This window comes from Silvimonas amylolytica (assembly GCF_014645555.1).
Taxonomy (GTDB): domain Bacteria; phylum Pseudomonadota; class Gammaproteobacteria; order Burkholderiales; family Chitinibacteraceae; genus Silvimonas; species Silvimonas amylolytica.
The window spans coordinates 911,041-924,167 of sequence record NZ_BMLY01000001.1; the positions used below are offsets into that span (position 1 = coordinate 911,041).

Sequence of the window (13,127 nt, forward strand, 5' to 3'; positions counted from 1 at the left end):
GCCGCTTGAAACCGGGTACACGCCCACCGCACTGGAAATCGTATGAAACCGAAAGACACTGCCAGCGCTCTTGACTGGAAACCTTCTTGCACTGCCACACGTTTGCTGTTTTTGCTGACGGGCATTGCCAATGCCACCTGGGCGGCGATGGTGCCGTTTGCCAAGTTGCGCCTGAACCTGAACGATGCCGCGCTCGGTAGTGTATTGCTCGCGCTAGGTTGCGGCGCGATGCTGGCCATGCCTGCGACGGGCTGGCTGATGAAGCGCTATGGCAGCGGCAAGGTATTGCTGGTCTCCGGGGCGGCGATGGTGGTGTCCGTGCCCTTGCTGGCCATCGCTCCAAACCCTGTCATGCTGGCAGCCGCGCTCTTTTTGTTTGGCGCGCTGCTGGGGATGGTCGATGTGGCCATGAATAACCAGGCCGTGTTTGTCGAGCTGCAGGCTGGCAAACCGCTGATGTCCTCCTTCCATGGCTTGTTCTCACTCGGCGGCTTGCTAGGCGGCGTGGGCGTTGCGGCACTGTTGAAAGTGGGCCTTTCGATGACGCTGATCGCGACAGTCGTCGGCATTGCGTTTACCGTGGTGACCATTCAGCAGTCCCACCGCTTTTTGCCGCACGAACAAACTGAACCGGAACACGAAGAACACCAGCGTTTCCGCATGCCGCACGGGATCATCTGGCTCCTTGGCATGTTGTGTTTCTTCGGCTTTTTGACCGAAGGCGCCATGCTGGACTGGGGCGCCGTGTTCCTGCGGTTTGAGCGCGGCATGGATGAAGCCGGCGCAGGTCTGGGCTACGCGGCGTTCTCGCTGGCGATGACCGGCGGCCGCCTCACGGGCGACTGGATCAACCATCACCTTGGCCCGCAAAAGATCGTGTTTATTGGCGGTTTGCTGGCCGCGATGGGGCTAGGTGTGATTGTGCTGGCACCATGGGTCTGGCTGAGCCTGTGCGGCTTTGTGCTGGTCGGCATGGGCGCATCTAACGTGGTACCTGTACTTTTCAGCGCATCGGCGCGTATTCCTGGTGTACCGGCCAGTACCGCCATGCCCCTGGTGACCATGTGCGGCTACAGCGGCATTCTGGCCGGCCCGGCGGCGATTGGTTTTCTCTCCCGCGCCACCTCGCTGCCCATCGCCCTGGGTTGTACCGGCTTGCTGATGGCCTTTGTGGCGTTCAATGCGTGGATTGTGAAGCCAACGCCCGTTAAGGTGAGCTGATCTAGCTATCAACAGCATTGATCTTGCAAACTAGAAAAGCGGACCATCTGGTCCGCTTTTTTGTCTCTTCCCTGCTCTAGAACGGCCCGTTCGACTCACGCAGTTGGTCAGGCAAACCATCGTGATCGCCTTTCAGCCGGGTCGGTGCCTCTGCCCAGTGATCATCACCAATGCTCGCATTACGTGCCGGGTGCAGCGGGTAATGCACCTGATTATCGGGACGCTTGTGCTCACCCACCACCAACAAGCGCACAGGTTCTTCTGTGTTGTTGATGAACACATGGGCAATGCCGGTTCCCGGTTTGAAACCCACCGCATCGCCGGCTTTGAGCCGATGCAACACGCCGTCAATCCACGCATCCGGCGTACCTTCAATTACATAGACAAACTCTTCTTCGGTTTTCTCCGCATGCGGCCAACAGGAACGGCGGCCGGGCGGCAACACTTCATGATGAATACCAATGCGCGCCAGCCCGAATACGGGGCTGAACGAGGACGAGAGTGTAAAAACCTCCTGACTATCCGGATAAGAAGCACCTTCGGCAGGCTTCTGGATTTCTTGCCAGTGTTTGATGAAATCGGGTCGGGTCATGATGAACCTCGCTCTTCAGATAACACGGTTTGAGCACTTGCCTGCTGCAGCGCACGGCCAATCAGCCGGTCATACAATATGCCGCCGAGGCATCCGCCAATCAGCGGGCCAACCACCGGAACCAGCCAGACACCCTCTGCGAACCCGGTGTGCTGGAACCCCACCAGCCATACCAGGATGCGTGGCCCCAGATCCCGTGCTGGATTGATGGCGTAGCCATGCATGCCACCCAACCCAATGCCGATGACAATGATGAGCAAACAGACTGCCCCGGGCATAAGCCACATCACCTGTTTGGGCGGCAACAGATCAGCCAGGCCGAACAGCACGGCCACCAGCAACGCTGTCCCCACCACCTGGTCAATCAGGCCCGGCCAAAGACTGGTCGTGATGGCGGGGAATGTGGTCAGAATATTGGCGGTATAAGCCAGACCCGGATCGTATTGGTGCCATTTGGCGTAGTAAACGACAAACGCCAGTGCCGCCCCCAGAAAAGCGCCAATGAATTGCCCCGCCACGTAATGCGGCAACTTGCGCCAGGAGAAACGGCCGGTCACCGCCAGCGCCAGTGATACCGCCGGGTTCAAATGGGCGCCGCTGATGCGAATGCTCATCACCACACCAAACATGACGGACAGCCCCCAACCAATCACGCTGTTGGTATAGCCGCCATTCACCAGCGTACCGACCTGGCTGGAAAACAGGGTCACCATGCAGTTGGTGCCACTACCCAGAAAAATCAGCACAAACGTGCCGAGCAACTCGGCTACAAACTCTTGTTTTCGCGAAAAAATCATAAAGAAATCAAAACTTCCAGTCCGGGTACGGCTCAATCCACAATAAACAACCGCGCGCCTACATCCGTATATGAGCGGTGCGGTTCAGCGTTATCTGCCACCTGGTAGCTCACGCCGGGCCTCAGCGTAAACACGCGGCCATCGTCCAGTTCTGTGTGCAATTCGCCCTCAAGACACAAGAGAATGTGCCCTTTCACGCACCAATGATCGGCCAGGTAACCGGGCGTGTATTCGACCATGCGCACACGGATATCGCCGAAATGCTGCGTACGCCAGAGCGCCTTGCCGCGCTCTCCGGGGTGTTCAGTTGGTGTAATGGCAGACCAGTCGGTCGTGCCAAAGGGAATATTGTTCAGATGCATATGCCATCCGCCGGGGTGTACAGCAGCATGTCTTCATCAATGGCCGCCAGCCGCACGTTGGCGGTGTGGCGCAGGCCGAGTTTTTCCAGCAGCCGCATCGAGGCCGGGTTGTCGTCAGAAGTAATCGCCACAATGCGTGGCAAACGCAATGTCTGATAACCGTAGTCCAGCACGGCCAGTGAGGACTCCAATGCATAGCCTTGCGACCAGTATTGCGGCATGAAGCCATAGCCAATATCCACATCGTCCAGCCCGTCGCGCTTGATCAGGCCACACAAACCCAGCGACGCACCATCTTCTTTGCGCTCGACCAGGTACAAGCCATGGCCGCAACGCTCATACATGGCAATCGGCCCGGTTTCGATGTAATTGTGCGCATCTTCGACGGATTTGAAGCCCTTATCGCCGATGTATTGCAGCCAGGAGGGATTGGTCAACAGGTCAAAAATGAAGGGCGCATCAGCCGGCGTGAGCCAGCGCAGCGTGAGGCGCTCGGTACTAATCAGAGGGGATGCAGACAAGATAGCCGGTTCCGCAGTGTGGACCCGGTGATTCTAGCTGGTTCGGCGGCGGTGTGAGATGCGCAAGTGCAACTGCGCAAGGTGGATTTGGGAAGCAATCCACCTTGCGGATGATAAAACGACTACAAGTCTTTCTCTTTGCGTGCCAGCCGCGCTTGCAAGATCACCACAATCAGCAAGAACACGCCGCGAATCACCGACTGCCAGTAAGCCGACAGGCTGATCACACCCTTGCCGTTTTCAAAGTTCAGGATGTTGAAGATCAAACCCAGCAGCAGCACGCCGGACAACGTGGCGCCAATCGAGCCCTCACCGCCCGTCAGCCGCGTGCCACCCACCACCACGGCCGCGATGGCGAACAACTCCCAGCCATTGCCTTCGTTGGGCTGGCCCGCACCAAATTGCGAGGCCAGGATCACGCCAGCCAGACCAGCTAACGCACCGCTCAACACATAGACGAAGAACTTCACCCGCTCTACCGGCAAACCCATCAAACGGGCCGCTTCTTCATTGCCGCCAATGGCCAGCACGGTGCGGCCAAAGCCGCTGAAGTTCAGGGCGATGGAGCCCCCAATAAACGCCAGACCACCAATCCAGGCCGGGATCGGAAACCCCAGGAAATCGCCCTGACCGAAATCAGTAAAGCCACTCTCCCAGGACACAGACACCGACTGGTTACCGGCAAACAGCAAGGCCAGGCCGTGGGCTGCCAGAAAGGTACACAGCGTGACAATGAACGGCAGGATTTTCAGGCGGGTAATTGCCAGACCATTCACAAGGCCAATCACCAGCCCTGCCCCCACGCCACCCGCCAACCCCAGCCAGATACCATGGGGGCTAAGCGTGGCAGAGATCACGCTGGAGAGTGCTGCGGTCGTGCCAACTGAAAGATCAATCCCGCCCGTCATGATGACAAACGCCATACCCACCGCGATCAACCCGAACATGGTGTTGTAACGCAAGAGCGTGAGCACGTTGTACGCACCCAGGAAGTTGTCATAGCGGCAAGCGCCAAAGATCAACAACAGAATCAGCGCGACCAGCACCCCTTGGGTACGCAGGAAATGCAGCCTTTTGCGCTGCGCAGATTGCGGCGGGCCAGAGAGCGCACCCAGCGCTTCACCCGCTGCCACTTGCAAGGATTTCGACATCACTTGGTTACTCCCGCTTTTGCAGGTAAACGGCGGCCAGGATAATGGCAGCCTTGACGACCAGTGCCGCAGCATCGGGCACTCCATGAGCCAGCAAGGTGTAGCGCACCAGTTGAATGATCAGCGCGCCGATCAGCGTCCCTAAAATACGGGCGCGGCCACCAGTCAAAAGCGTGCCGCCGACGGCCACCGCGGCAATGGCATCCAGCTCGATCCCCATGCCGATCAGGTTGGCATCAGCCGAAGAATTGATGGCGATGACCAGCAAACCAGCAAGGCCAGAGAGCGCACCACAGATCACGTACACCGCCATCTTCACCCGGGTGACCGGCACACCCGCCAGGCGTGCTGCCCGCTCATTGCCGCCAGTGGCCAGGATGTAACGACCAAACAATGTGGCCCGCATCACCCAGGCGGCAATCGCCACGATGATCAACATGATGATCACCTGTGCCGGCACACCAAGCACCTTGCCCAGCCCTAGCCAGTGAAAGGTGTCATTGCTGAAGGTTTGCAGATTGCCATTGGTCAGCACCTGCGCAATGCCACGGCCGGCAATGAAGAGGATCAGCGTCGCCACAATGGGCTGAATGCGAAATCGCGTCACCAGCGTGCCATTGAGCGCACCGCCAGCCGATGCCGCCAGGATCGGCAACACGATTGCGCAAGCCATCCCCAGCACCGGTACGGCAAACAACCCGCTATGGGCGCCAAAGATCAGCGGTGCCAGTGCGCCAGAGATCGCCATCAAAGAGCCCACGGACAAATCAATGCCGCCCGTGGCGATCACCATGGTCATACCTACCGCCACGATCACAATGGTGGAGACCTGCGTCAGGTTGATGTTGAAGGTTTGCAGGGACAAAAAGTTTTGAGTGAATGCCAGATTGAACACCACCAGCAACACCAGACCCAGCAAAGCGCCGGAGGGAATCAGACGGCGGCTTTGGCCAAGCCGCAAGGCAAGCGCGGTCATGGGGCTCTCTCCGCTTGTGTATTGTCTTTGGCGGTGGCATTGGCCATGGCCGCCATGATGTTGTCTTCGTTGATCTGGCTGCCAGACAACTCGCGCACGGTGTAACCATCGCGCAGTACCACCACGCGCTGAGCGTAGGCCGTGAGTTCTTCAAGCTCGGAGGCGATCATCAGCACACCCAGCCCGTCATCGGCCAGTTCGCGGATCAAGGTCAGGATTTCCGCCTTGGCGCCCACATCAATGCCGCGCGTGGGTTCATCCAGCATCAGGAAGTCGATCTTTGCGCACAGCCAGCGCGCCAGCAGCACCTTTTGCTGATTGCCGCCCGAAAGCTCCCGGATTTTTTGCTTCGGGCCAGCCGTTTTGATCTGCAGACGTTCGATAAACCGCTGGACGATCGCATGCTGCTGCTTGCGATCCACCACGCCCAGTTTCACGAGGCGTGGCAATAGCACCAGCGTCAGGTTTTCCTCGACCGACATATCGGGAATGATGCCTTCGATCTTGCGATCTTCAGACAGATAGGCCACACCGTGGGCAATGGCGTCAGAAGGCGATTGCCATGCCCTCTTCTTGCCCTTGAGCAATATCTCGCCCTGATCAACGCGGTCTGCGCCAAATAAACAGCGTGCCAGTTCCGTCCGGCCAGCGCCCAGCAACCCGGCCAGACCGACGATCTCGCCAGGGTATACAGCCATGCTGGCGTCATTGACGCGTACACCACTTTTGAGCGCGCGCGTCTCTACAGTCGGGGTACGCGTTTCGTCCGGCTTGATGTCTTCACTGGCGGCCTGTGCCACCGTACTGGCCAACTCGCGACCCAGCATGGTCGTTACCAGTTGCAGTTTGTCCATTTCCTGCATGGATTTTTCGGCAACCGTTTGTCCATCCCGCATGACGGTGACGCGATCACACACCGCGTAAAGTTCATCGAGCCGGTGACTGACAAAAATCACCGATACCCCATCGGCCTTGAGTTGGCGAATGACCCGGAAGAGCGTTTCGACTTCTTGTTCATCCAGCGAGGACGTGGGTTCGTCCATGATCACCAGCCGGGCATGCAACGATACGGCACGTGCAATCGCTACCATCTGTTGTGTGGCCGTGTTGCACTGATTCAGCGGTAGACGCACATCCGCCACAATGCCGAGTTTATCCAGCAATGCGGCGGCATCCGCATGAATGCGTGGCCAGTCGATCAAACCGAATTTGCGTGGTTCGCGCCCCAGAAAGATGTTCTCTGCCACGCTTCTGAGCGGGATCAGGTTGAGTTCCTGATAAATGGTGCTGATGCCGCCCTTCTGCGCTTGCAGCGGGGTGGTGAAATGAACGACCTGGCCGCCAAACAGGATCTCGCCCGCATCGCGTTTGTAGGCGCCAGTCAAAATTTTGATCAATGTGGATTTACCCGCGCCGTTCTGGCCGATCAGCGCGTGAACCTCACCCGGGGCAATGGAAAGCCGCGCCTGTTTGAGTGCAGGCACACCTGAAAACGCCTTGCTGATGTCGCGCATCTCCAGCAACGGCGCCGTGACTGTCTGCGTCATGGTTTATGAATCCTCCAGCCTTGTGGCTGCATGCCGCCGTAACGGCGTGTCTATGCGGTGTAGCGCCAGGCAATGGCACTACACATGGCGTGCAGGTTTTACTGTTGTTCTGATTGATTATGGTCTGACGGGACTGCTTTGCTATCCGCTATGGACGTTTCGATCGCTCAGCCCGCTACCGGGTAAAAAAATGGCCGGCAAGCCGGCCTGAGAGAGGAAGACAGAACCGGCCTGTGCTGTCACCCGACCCGACATCGGGCATGCGCCAGTCCGTCTTGCCGGGGCCGTAGCCCCGGCCGACCGATTAGAATGCGTTCGCCAGATTTTCCTTGGCATTGCTCTTGTCAAAGAACTTGTCTTCAACCTTTACCCATGCCGGAATCTTCTTGCCTGCAGCGTAATCCTGCGCAGTCTTGCAGGAGATCGGGCCAAAGAACGGGCTGGACTGAACGGTGGCGCCCAGCTTGCCATCGATAATGGCTTGCAGTGCATCCTTGGTGCCATCAATCGACACCACGATCACGTCTTTACCTGGCTTCTTGCCGGCGGCTTCCAGCGCGGCAATAGCGCCCATCGCCATTTCGTCATTGTGGGCGTACACGGCGGTTACATCCGGGTGCGCCTGCAGCAGGGATTCCATCACCTGGCGACCCTTGTCGCGGGCAAAGTCACCGTCCTGGCTGGCAATGATCTGCATGCCGGCTTGTTTCTTGACGGTATCGTCAAAACCCTTCTTGCGGTTATTGGCCGGGGAAGAACCAGTGGTGCCTTCCAGTTCAATGATCTTGCCCTTGCCGCCGGTGGCCTTGATCAGCCATTCCGCTGCACGGTGGCCTTGATCGACAAAGTCAGAACCAATGAAGGTCACGTAATCGCGACCTGGCTTGGCCACGCTCTGGTCCAGATCGCGGTCAATAGCGATCACTGGAATACCCGCTTTCTTGGCGGCCATGACAGCCGGGACCAGCGGTTTTTCTTCGCGCGGGGCCAGCACAATCAGGTCAACCTTTTGCGCAATCATGCTTTGCACATCAGCGACCTGCTTGGAAGCAGAACTGGCAGCGTCGGTATAGACCAGCGTCCAGCCACACTTGCCGGCAATGTCTTTCAGGCTTTGGGTTTCGGCAATGCGCCAGGGGTTGTTGCTTTCAGTCTGGGCAAAACCGACTTTGTAGCTGGCTTTCTGGGGCAGCTTGGGCACACCGTCAGCCATGGCGCTGGCCGTAGCCAATGCAAAACTGGCAACCAGAACGGCCAGACCAGCAGATCGTACTCGCATCATGAACCTCCTCGGGGAACGTCATTCGCAAAATGTACTTCTTGTTTTTGGACTACGAGGTGATTCTTGGTTCATTAATAATATTTGTCAAATATTATTGATCAGGCCTGATCAGATTGCGGGCACGCCACTGATTCCCGCACCACAAGCGGGCATTCCATCTTGATATGACGCTTGCGCTGCGCCCCTTGCGTGGCCGCGTCTTCCGGCGATGCAGCCTCTGCAATCAACGTATCTACAGCCCAGCGGCCCATCTCATAGTTGGGCAGCAATACGGTGGTCAGGGGCGGATGCGTATGGCGGGCGATTTCCTGGTCGTCATAGCCCATGATGGCGACATCATCTGGCGCCTTCAAACCTAGCTGTTTCAAGGCTTCCAGCGCACCCAGCGCCATCAGGTCATTGGCGCAGAAGATGGCCGTGGGCGGGCGCGGTTCTGCCATCAAAGACAGCGTTTGTTCAAAGCCGGTACCGCTCATCCAGTCGCCATCGCGCACGAGGCGCGGATCAAACGGCAGATCGGCAGTGGCCAGTGCCTGGCGATAACCCTTGAAGCGATCCTTGGCCGCATCCATCCACGGTTCACCATTAATAAAGCCAATGCGCGTATGCCCCTCATTAATAAGGTATTCCGTGGCGTTATGGCCGCCGCCGACCTCGCCTGGTTCTACGTGACTGAAATTGCGTTCATCGGTGTAGCAATTGAGCAACACGGTCGGCACCCGCCCCAGGGCTTCGGGCACTTCGACCTTGCGGGTGAAGATGGTCGAGTACACCACACCCACCAGCGTCGGGTTCGCCAGCAGTGCATTGATGGTGGCTTCTTCGACTTCCGGATCGCCTCGCGTGGCAAACACAGAGAGTACGCAATCGTGTTCCCACGCGGCGTCTCGGGCACCATCAACGCTCACCACCGGATGCGGACTTGTTGAAATGGAATCAACGATATAGCCAATCATATTGCGCCCGCGCTGGGGCGCTGCGGTGGTGCGATGCGTCAGCCGATAACCCAACTCCGACGCAATTTTCAGCACTTTCGCACGGGTTTTTTCAGAGAGCTTGGCGCTGCCCACATTGTTGTTGAGCACCAGCGATACAGTCGATTGCGACACCCCTGCCAGCTTGGCGATGTCGGTCATGGTCGGCCGCCGTTGCGGCAGTTTTTCTGTTTTTCGGGTTGGACTGGCCATTGAGCGATCCTGGTATGAACCGGCAAACATCAGCGCCGGCGCGCTGTTTTCACACGCAATGATATGCGATTACCCCGGTTTTTTCCGCTCTATTGCTGATATGCGCACCACATACAACCAATATTATTAGTAATAATTTATCAAAACATTGTTAGAATCCACATCAAGAACGCCATAAATGGCTCCCATACCCAAAGTGGACTCTGCCCATGCCCCTCACCGCATCCTCTGAAACCGCCACCGTGGCCCCCACGGTGATCCGGCTATCCTGCACCGAACAGACCTTGCTGCTGGCACCCGCGGTGGGCGGCAGTATCTATCGGTATTTTTCGATGCGGCAGGGGCAGGAGATCCATTGGTTGCGGCCAGGCACAGTGCAAAGCCTGGATGAGGCCAACCCTTTGTTGATGAGCAGCTTTCCGTTGCTGCCCTTTTGCAACCGCATCCGCAATGGCCACGCCCCGGTCGGCGAGCGGCCACTGAATATGGCGGCCAACATGAGTGACTCGCCCCATACGCTGCATGGCCACGGCTGGCGACTGCCATGGCAAGTGAGCACGCTGGCGGTTGACTCCGCCACGCTTGACCTTGACTACCCAAGGGGGGACTGGCCCTGGTCCTTTCATGCCCGCCAGCGTTTTGAGCTCACCCCAAAGGGGTTGACGGTCCGCATGACGCTCACCAATACCGACACGGCCCCCATGCCTGCGGGTCTGGGTCATCATCCCTACTTTTTACGCGCAGCGGACACCGTGGTGCAGACCGATGTAGAAGCCATGTGGGCTGCTGACGCAGAAATCATGCCTACCCATCTGGAACAACCCAACCTGCTGGAGGCGTTGCGGCAAGGGCAATTGATCGACAACGTGATGCTGGATAACAACTTCACAGGCTGGAGTCGCAGTGCCAGCGTGACCTGGCCACAAAAAAATGCGCGCGTGGTCATGCATGCTGACGCACCACTGGATTTTTTTGTGCTGTACGTGCCGCCGGGGCTGGATCACTTTTGCATGGAACCGGTCAGCAACTGCACCGACTGGCTCAACCTGGCTGAGCAACACCCCGGCAAGGTGGGTGGTACATGGCTACAACCCGGAGAAACGCTGTCGGTACGGTTTGTGCTGGAACCGCAATGGTCGTAGCGCGTGGGGCGAGCCCAATGAGGTATCTGGAGCAGGCATCAAGCTCGCAAGGCTTATTGTTGTTCTAACCCGGCCTTGCGATTTTTCCGGTCGTAATATTTTTCCAGAAGCTGTGCCGCCACGCCAGCGACCAGCAAAGAAAACACGCTCCCGAGGTAATGATCTTGCATTGCTTCAGGCTGAGGCACCTGACCTGGATTGGCCGCCGGTGTATCGGCGTGGGCGTGATATGAGCCGGGCATTGAACACCTCTGAAAGATGAGCGAAAACGCACTGTCTGCTTGAAGCACAAAGACAGACTAGCACCGTTTCCAACACTGCACCGAGGGTAAGCACTCTGCCGCCCCCGCAGCCGGTAACATGGCGGCATCCACCGATGCTGACCGCGCAATGATCTGGACTATCCGCCCCGCTACGCCCGCAGATGCCACCACGCTGGCCGAAATTTATCTGCACACCCGACAACAATCTTTTGTCTGGCAGAGCCCGGCAGACTTCCTGCTCACAGACTTTGCCGCGCAAACAGAGGGCGAAGAGATCTGGCTGGCGCAGGACACCCAGGGCGGCATCGCCGGATTTGTGTCCATCTGGGCGCCAAGCCATTTCATTCACATGCTGTACGTGCAGCCCGCTTTTCACGGTCAGGGCATAGGCTCGGCGCTACTGACCCATTTACCTGGCTGGGCAAACCGGCCCTGGCAACTCAAATGCCTGATCCACAACGGACGGGCCCGCCGTTTTTACGCGAACCACGGGTTTATTGTGACCAGCCAGGGGCAATCTGCTGATGGCGACTTTGTACTGATGGTTCGACCTTCATTCGCGGACGACTAGCAATGCACTTGCAGTCCGCCGCAGTGGCGCACGGAGCAACCGCTTCAACGCTATAATCAGTCTCATTATGCGGACACCGCTCCGCTTATCAGCAAGCCGCACCTGATACTGGGCACCGCCTCAGCAGGTTGCCGTCTTGCCTGCAAGGAGCGTCCTGTGACTTCCCCTGTCTTGCCCCCGCACGCCATCACCTTCGGCCGTATCGCCCCCACATTGCCCGTGACTGATATGGAGCAGGCCGTGGCCTTCTATACCCGGCTGTTGGGTTTTACCAAGGTCTTCGAGAACGGGAGTCCGGTCGGCTTTGTCATTCTGAAAAAGGATGATGCAGAGCTTCATCTGACCCTGGACAAACAACATAAAGCCCCGTCACGCAACGTCGCGCATTTGCTGGTGCGCGATGCCAGCGCGCTGTATCAGCACCTGGTACAGCATGATGTACGCATGATCAAGTCACTACGCGATGCAGACTTTGGCATGCGCTGCTTTGTCTTTGCCGATCTGGATGGCAACCGGATTGATGTGGGCGAAAACCTCTAATCTGGTCCAGTACCGGCGTCAGCCCCACAAGCTGGCGCCTTGCACACATCTGTTTACTTACGATCCGTTTCGTAATCACGCGCGGCCCAGAGGCGGTCCAGTTCGGTCTCCAGCGCACGCTTGAGCGCTACGGCACGGCGTAAACCATCCACCGTTTGTTCGTCCAGGTTCAGTCCGGTGGTGTTCAACAGACTCTCGGCATCAGAATGGTGTCGGCGCAATCCATCCAGCCGATGGCGGATACGGCCGATGGCGCGGATTTTGAATTCTTCCAGCAGTTCTTCATCCGGCAGCGTATCAACCAGCGCATCGAAACTCAGTTGCATCAACTCCATCTGCACTCGCAGTTTGTCAATCTGCCGCTGCAGGCGATCTATCGTGCGGTTTTCAGCATCGTCCACTCTGGTTGGCCCCATTGTCGCGCGTAATCTGATAATGGGTCACCGGCGGGCAGACACCAAGTGCTGCGCGAATATCTGGTGTCATATCCGGCAGTTTCGGGGCTGCACACCGCTTGTTAGCATGTAAAGCGCCCTTGTCCGCACGACCCTGACAAAAAGAATTCGCATCTGTGCCAATGCACGTGTCACTCAGCCAGCGCAGACGCGCATGACACCTTCGAGTGTCACATCAAACGCATTCTCTGTGCCTGTGATAATCAGTTCCAGCGTAAAGACAGACACCGCATCACGGGCGATGCATTCGATAGTCGCAACCAGCCCGGTAGCATTGGGCGTGAGAAACGTTACCGAAATGGTTCCAACCGGATCGATGTCTTGATCCAGCAAGCCCACCGCGACAGGCGCCAGCGCCAGATCTTCACGAATGGCCGTGGCCAGATCACGGCCAAATGCAACTGCATAGCCAAATCGCTGAGCCAACCCGGCAAAGTCCTGCGCTTGCAGCTGTTGTATCGCCTCTTGCCCCAACTGTTTCAGGGCTTGTGTTTCAAGCGATTCGACCGAAATGCGCATA

At 57.8% G+C, this 13,127-nt stretch carries 16 protein-coding genes; 4 read left to right on the plus strand and 12 right to left on the minus strand.

Translation table 11 applies throughout. The features are described from left to right. Positions 1-42 precede the first annotated feature (42 nt). The gene (locus IEX44_RS04045) at positions 43-1,221 is read left to right on the plus strand and encodes an MFS transporter (protein WP_188689168.1); all 1,179 of its coding nucleotides are present in this window, start codon (positions 43-45) and stop codon (positions 1,219-1,221) included. A gap of 76 nt (positions 1,222-1,297) precedes the next feature. Here IEX44_RS04045 and IEX44_RS04050 read toward each other — a convergent pair whose 3' ends face one another. From IEX44_RS04050 to IEX44_RS04090, 9 genes are all read right to left on the minus strand, one after another. Further along, positions 1,298-1,813: a cupin domain-containing protein gene (locus IEX44_RS04050; protein ID WP_188689170.1), complete on the minus strand. Its 516-nt coding sequence runs from the start codon at positions 1,811-1,813 to the stop codon at positions 1,298-1,300. Then, complete coding sequence (locus IEX44_RS04055) at positions 1,810-2,610, minus strand: MIP/aquaporin family protein (protein WP_188689172.1); 801 nt, start codon at positions 2,608-2,610, stop codon at positions 1,810-1,812. Before IEX44_RS04055 ends, IEX44_RS04050 begins: the two co-directional genes overlap by 4 nt. Before the next feature lie 32 nt (positions 2,611-2,642). Beyond that, the gene (locus tag IEX44_RS04060; protein ID WP_188689174.1) at positions 2,643-2,972 is read right to left on the minus strand and encodes a DHCW motif cupin fold protein; all 330 of its coding nucleotides are present in this window, start codon (positions 2,970-2,972) and stop codon (positions 2,643-2,645) included. Then, complete coding sequence (locus IEX44_RS04065) at positions 2,963-3,493, minus strand: GNAT family N-acetyltransferase (RefSeq protein ID WP_229678733.1); 531 nt, start codon at positions 3,491-3,493, stop codon at positions 2,963-2,965. Before IEX44_RS04065 ends, IEX44_RS04060 begins: the two co-directional genes overlap by 10 nt. 122 nt (positions 3,494-3,615) lie before the next feature. Then, positions 3,616-4,644, minus strand: a complete 1,029-nt coding sequence (locus IEX44_RS04070; RefSeq protein WP_188689177.1) for an ABC transporter permease — start codon at positions 4,642-4,644, stop codon at positions 3,616-3,618. Between the two features lie 7 nt (positions 4,645-4,651). After that, positions 4,652-5,620 carry an ABC transporter permease gene (locus IEX44_RS04075; protein WP_188689179.1) on the minus strand — a complete coding sequence of 323 codons (969 nt, stop codon included), beginning with the start codon at positions 5,618-5,620 and terminating at the stop codon, positions 4,652-4,654. After that, on the minus strand, positions 5,617-7,167 hold the full coding sequence (locus tag IEX44_RS04080) for a sugar ABC transporter ATP-binding protein (RefSeq protein WP_188689182.1): 1,551 nt from the start codon (positions 7,165-7,167) through the stop codon (positions 5,617-5,619). The genes IEX44_RS04075 and IEX44_RS04080 overlap by 4 nt, the downstream gene beginning before the upstream one ends. Positions 7,168-7,471: 304 nt before the next feature. After that, a complete protein-coding gene (locus IEX44_RS04085; RefSeq protein WP_229678734.1) occupies positions 7,472-8,446 on the minus strand; it encodes an ABC transporter substrate-binding protein in 975 nt (324 codons plus the stop codon). Between the two features lie 101 nt (positions 8,447-8,547). Then, positions 8,548-9,636, minus strand: coding sequence for a LacI family DNA-binding transcriptional regulator (locus IEX44_RS04090; RefSeq protein WP_229678735.1), 1,089 nt, complete (start codon positions 9,634-9,636; stop codon positions 8,548-8,550). A 209-nt stretch (positions 9,637-9,845) separates the two neighbouring features. Here IEX44_RS04090 and IEX44_RS04095 point away from each other — a divergent pair, with 209 nt between their 5' ends. After that, complete coding sequence (locus IEX44_RS04095; protein WP_188689187.1) at positions 9,846-10,778, plus strand: aldose 1-epimerase; 933 nt, start codon at positions 9,846-9,848, stop codon at positions 10,776-10,778. 53 nt (positions 10,779-10,831) lie between these two features. On the opposite strand, the gene IEX44_RS20870 is transcribed toward IEX44_RS04095, so the two are convergent. Then, positions 10,832-11,020 carry a hypothetical protein gene (locus IEX44_RS20870; RefSeq protein ID WP_188689190.1) on the minus strand — a complete coding sequence of 63 codons (189 nt, stop codon included), beginning with the start codon at positions 11,018-11,020 and terminating at the stop codon, positions 10,832-10,834. A gap of 118 nt (positions 11,021-11,138) precedes the next feature. Between IEX44_RS20870 and IEX44_RS04105 the strand changes: the two genes are divergently transcribed. Together IEX44_RS04105 and IEX44_RS04110 are read left to right on the plus strand one after the other, a co-directional pair. Next, a complete protein-coding gene (locus tag IEX44_RS04105; RefSeq protein ID WP_229678736.1) occupies positions 11,139-11,612 on the plus strand; it encodes a GNAT family N-acetyltransferase in 474 nt (157 codons plus the stop codon). A 156-nt stretch (positions 11,613-11,768) separates the two neighbouring features. After that, complete coding sequence (locus IEX44_RS04110; protein ID WP_188689194.1) at positions 11,769-12,152, plus strand: glyoxalase superfamily protein; 384 nt, start codon at positions 11,769-11,771, stop codon at positions 12,150-12,152. Positions 12,153-12,205: 53 nt separating this feature from the next. On the opposite strand, the gene IEX44_RS04115 is transcribed toward IEX44_RS04110, so the two are convergent. Both IEX44_RS04115 and IEX44_RS04120 read right to left on the minus strand, forming a co-directional pair. After that, the gene (locus tag IEX44_RS04115; RefSeq protein WP_188689199.1) at positions 12,206-12,553 is read right to left on the minus strand and encodes a hypothetical protein; all 348 of its coding nucleotides are present in this window, start codon (positions 12,551-12,553) and stop codon (positions 12,206-12,208) included. A 189-nt stretch (positions 12,554-12,742) separates the two neighbouring features. Continuing rightward, on the minus strand, positions 12,743-13,126 hold the full coding sequence (locus tag IEX44_RS04120) for a hypothetical protein (protein WP_188689202.1): 384 nt from the start codon (positions 13,124-13,126) through the stop codon (positions 12,743-12,745). Position 13,127 lies beyond the last annotated feature (1 nt).